The organism is Nocardiopsis halotolerans DSM 44410 (assembly GCF_000341065.1).
Taxonomy (GTDB): domain Bacteria; phylum Actinomycetota; class Actinomycetes; order Streptosporangiales; family Streptosporangiaceae; genus Nocardiopsis; species Nocardiopsis halotolerans.
In genome coordinates this window covers 1-3,799 of the sequence record NZ_ANAX01000379.1, presented here as the reverse complement: position 1 = coordinate 3,799, position 3,799 = coordinate 1, and the positions used below count along the sequence as shown (strand labels likewise).

The following is a 3,799-nucleotide window of genomic DNA, read 5'->3' as shown; positions in this document are numbered from 1 at the left end:
CCGCCGCTGCGCCTGCGGCAACCACGGCTGCTGGGAGCAGTACGCCAGCGGTCGCGCCCTGGTCGCCGAGGCCCAGGACCTGGCGCTCACCGACCCGGTGGCCGCCGAGCGCATGCTCAAGCTCGCCGACGGCGTGATCGACCAGATCGAGGGCCAGGTCATCACCCAGGCCGCGCTGGAGGGCGACAGGGCGGCCCTGGAGTGCTTCGCCACGGTCGGCGACTGGGCCGGGATCGGCCTGGCCGACCTCGCCGCCATCCTCGACCCCGAGTGCTTCGTCCTGGGCGGCGGCGTCTCCGACGCCGGTGCCATCCTGCTGGACCCGGTCCGCGCCTCCTTCGCGCGTCACGTCCCGGGCCGTCCCGGCCGCCGCCTGGCCGAGGTGCGCCTGGCCGAGCTCGGGGGCGAGGCGGGCATCGTGGGCGCGGGTGACCTCGCCCGGCACTGACCCGACCGGCCGACCGGGCCCGCGGCGACACGCGACGGCCCCCGCGACGTCCACACGTCGCGGGGGCCGTCGGCCGTTTCCGGGGCTCGGGGCGTCGTGCGAGTCGGAGCCACCCCGCGGTTCACCTCGTGGGGATCACTCCGGCGCGTCGGCGTCGCCGCCCCTGCCCTTGCGCGCCGCACGCCTCTCCTCGCGGCGGGCCCGGCGCTCCTCCTTGCGTCGCGCGCGTTCGGTCCGCCGGCGGTCCTTGTCGCTGGCGTGCTGCTCGCGACGGGCCTCCTTGGCCTCCGCCTCCAGTTCGGCCTTGACCGACTGGGCGTAGCGGTCCACGTACTCCTGACCGGACATCTCCATCAGCGCGTACATGATCTCGTCGGTGACAGCCCGCAGCACGCGGGGATCCCGCTCCATGCCGTAGTAGCGGGAGAAGTCCAGCGGCTTGCCGAACCTGACCTTGGGGCGCACGCCCAGCTTGGGCACGGTGCGGCCGGGGGGCATGATCTTCTCCAGGTTGATCATCGCCATCGGAACCACCGGCGCCCTGGACTCCAGCGCCAGCCGTGCCACACCGGTACGGCCCCGGTACAGCTTGCCGTCGGGGGAGCGGGTGCCCTCGGGGTAGATGCCCAGCAGGTCGCCGCGCTTGAGCACCCTCAGACCGGTGCGCAGCGCCGCCTCGCTGGCCTTGCCGCCCGAGCGGTCGATGGGGATCTGGCCCACGCCGGTGAAGAACGCCCGACTCACCAGGCCCTTCACGCCCGTGCCGGTGAAGTACTCGGCCTTGGCCAGGAAGGTGATCTTGCGCGGCAGCGGCAGCGGACCGAAGAAGTGGTCGGAGAACGACAGGTGGTTGCTGACCATGATGGCCGGACCGCGGCGCGGCACGTTCTCCACGCCCTCGGCGCGCGGCTGCCACAGCACGGCCAGAACCGGCCCCAGGATCGCCTTGACCACCCAGTAGAACATCGCTCAGATCACCCCTGCACACGCGGGGAGCACTGGGCAGGGTCTGCCACGATTCACTGTCCCGCTCGGCCGACATCGCCAGGGAGGGTTCGCGCCCGGAGGATCACGGGGGAGCCGCCGCCTGACGTGCGCCATCCTCCCACCGCACGGGGGCAACTGCCAAAGTGCCCCCAAACGGGGCGCCGCCCCGACTCAGAAGAGGATACTCAGTCGTCCCGTGTGACGGGTGCCTGCCCTCCGGTGCGCGGGGCGGGAACGTTACTGTGCACTCATGGCGAACAGCCCGCCGAACGGCTAGCCTCACCGCAGGACCCGGGATCGGGATCCCGCGCGTCCCCCGCGCTCCGGCCAGCCCGCACCCCCACCACCGCGCACCGCATGATTCCTGGAGACGTTCCGTGAGACCGACCAACGCCCTCTCCCTGATCCCGGGCGCGGAGCCGTTCAGCCACCGCGGTTCGGGGGTCGGCGTCCTGCTCTGCCACGGGTTCACCGGTTCCCCGTACTCGATGCGGCCCTGGGGCGAGCACCTGGCCGCCGCCGGGCTCAGCGTCGAGGTGCCCCGCCTGCCGGGCCACGGCACGGTCTGGCAGGACATGAACCTCACGACCAGCGACGACTGGCTCGCCGAGGTCGAGCGGGCCCTGCTGGACCTGGCCTCGCGCTGCGAGGAGGTGTTCGTCATGGGCCTGTCCATGGGCGGAGCCCTCACCCTGCGCCTGGCGCAGAGGCACCCCGACCTGGTACGTGGGGCCGTGCTCGTCAACCCCTCCCTCACCGTGGAGGACCGGCGTCTGCCCGTCATCGCCCCGGTTCGCCGTCTGGTCTCGCGTGTCATGCCCTCCACACCCGGCCTGGCCTGCGACATCTCCAAGGATGACACCACCGAGGGCGGCTATGACCGGGTCCCCACCGCCGCCGCGGCGACACTCCCGAAGCTGTGGCGCGAAGTTCAGGAGGGCATGTCCGGTTTGCGAGCGCCGATTCTGGCCTACCGGAGTACCCAGGACCACGTCGTCGGACCGCGGAGTCTGCGTATCCTCGCTAGGAGAGCGGTCAACACCAGGCTGGTGATCCACCTGCTCCACGACAGTTACCACGTGGCGACCCTCGATCATGACGCCGCCGTCATCCTCGACGGGAGCCTCGCCTTCGTGCGAGAGCACAGTAGAAGCGGGGAAGGAGCCGACCGATGACGCAACGTCGGGGCAACGGCCTGCTCGCCGACGCCTACGTTCCCCTGATCCTGCTCGCGCCCCCGCACGCCGACCTGATGCTGGAGGCGCTCCGGCGCAGCGGCATCGCGGCCTACGCCGTGCCCCTGGACGAGGACGTCCTGGACCCGGAGGGAGACCAGGACGACGACCCGCCCACCGACCACCTGTACGTGGACGCCGAGGAGCGGTCCGCCGCCGAACGGGTGCTGGGCGCGGAGCTTCCCGATCTGGACCAACAGCCCGGTGCCGCGTCCGACCTGCTGGCCCCGCGCGGTGAGCCCCGCCCCGAGGCCGAGGAGGAGGGCGGCGAGTCCTCCGCCGCGCACGAGGTTTCCGACACCCCCGTGGGCGGCGATCTGCTGGACGGGCCGCCCGACAACGTCGACCCCGACGCCGCGCCCGCCGAGCCCGCGGACGAGGACGCGGTCTGGAACGACCTCGTCGCCCGCTTCTACGACGACGCCGACACCCCGGGCCAGCGCCGCCGCGCGGCCTGGCCCGACGCCGAGAACCTGAGCACCCCGGGGCACGGCTCCCCCTCCGCCGGCGACCTCCTGGCCGGAGGGGCCGCCGGGGACGACGGAGACGGGGAGGACGGCGACACGGCCGAGAGGGAGGCGCGCCGCCGGGCCGAGGACGAGCTGGAGGGCCACTACGAGCCGCCACCGCCGCCGCCCCTGCTCCAGGGCGATCGGGTGGGCATCGCCTCCTGGTTCGGGCTGCTGGGCGCGCCGGTCCTGGTGTTCGGCGCGGCCTTCCTCGGGATCAACCTGCCCAACTGGCTGATGTTCGTCGCGGTGCTGGTCTTCCTGGTCAGCTTCGTCGTGCTCATCCTGCGCATGACCGACTCCCGTCCGCCCGGCGACGGCGGACCCGACAACGGGGCGGTGGTCTGACCCCTGGGCTTCGACGTCCCCCTCTGGCGCGCCATCGCCGTCTTCCGCGCAGCGTCCCTGGTCTACGCCCTGTTCCTCGCCGTCCAGCACCACGAGCCCCTGTCACGGCCCTGGCTGGCGTGGGCGGTGCTGGCGGTCATGGCCGGGTGGACGCTGGTCACCACCCGCGGTTACGCCCGCCCCCGGTACCGGACCTGGCGCCTGCTCGTCGCCGACCTCGTGGTGGCCTTCGCCTGCCTGTTCGCCACGGCGCCGGCGGCCACGCCGTTCTA

Annotated in this window: 5 protein-coding genes; 4 read left to right on the top strand and 1 reads right to left on the bottom strand. The window is 72.8% G+C overall.

Features of this window, described 5'->3' with window-relative positions:
- A partial coding sequence (locus tag D455_RS0127385; protein WP_017573847.1) for an ROK family protein occupies nucleotides 1-448 on the top strand: 448 nt, incomplete at its 5' end.
- A gap of 135 nt (nucleotides 449-583) precedes the next feature.
- Here the strand turns inward: D455_RS0127385 and D455_RS0127380 are convergent.
- The gene (locus D455_RS0127380) at nucleotides 584-1,414 is read right to left on the bottom strand and encodes a lysophospholipid acyltransferase family protein (RefSeq protein ID WP_017573846.1); all 831 of its coding nucleotides are present in this window, start codon (nucleotides 1,412-1,414) and stop codon (nucleotides 584-586) included.
- A gap of 398 nt (nucleotides 1,415-1,812) precedes the next feature.
- Between D455_RS0127380 and D455_RS0127375 the strand changes: the two genes are divergently transcribed.
- From D455_RS0127375 to D455_RS35690, 3 genes are all read left to right on the top strand, one after another.
- A complete protein-coding gene (locus D455_RS0127375) occupies nucleotides 1,813-2,610 on the top strand; it encodes an alpha/beta hydrolase (protein WP_017573845.1) in 798 nt (265 codons plus the stop codon).
- Nucleotides 2,607-3,527 (top strand): hypothetical protein, encoded by a 921-nt coding sequence (locus D455_RS0127370; protein ID WP_017573844.1) that lies wholly within the window; start codon nucleotides 2,607-2,609, stop codon nucleotides 3,525-3,527. Before D455_RS0127375 ends, D455_RS0127370 begins: the two co-directional genes overlap by 4 nt.
- Nucleotides 3,528-3,530: 3 nt before the next feature.
- Nucleotides 3,531-3,799, top strand: a 269-nt coding sequence (locus tag D455_RS35690) for a DUF5931 domain-containing protein (RefSeq protein WP_275040914.1), incomplete at its 3' end; no start/stop codon positions are given.

What these genes read in the sequence shown, in the direction of transcription:
- D455_RS0127370 (WP_017573844.1), top strand. Translation starts at nt 2,607, where the DNA reads ATGACGCAACGTCGGGGCAACGGCCTGCTCGCCGACGCCTACGTTCCC.
- D455_RS0127380 (WP_017573846.1), bottom strand. Translation starts at nt 1,414, where the DNA reads ATGTTCTACTGGGTGGTCAAGGCGATCCTGGGGCCGGTTCTGGCCGTG.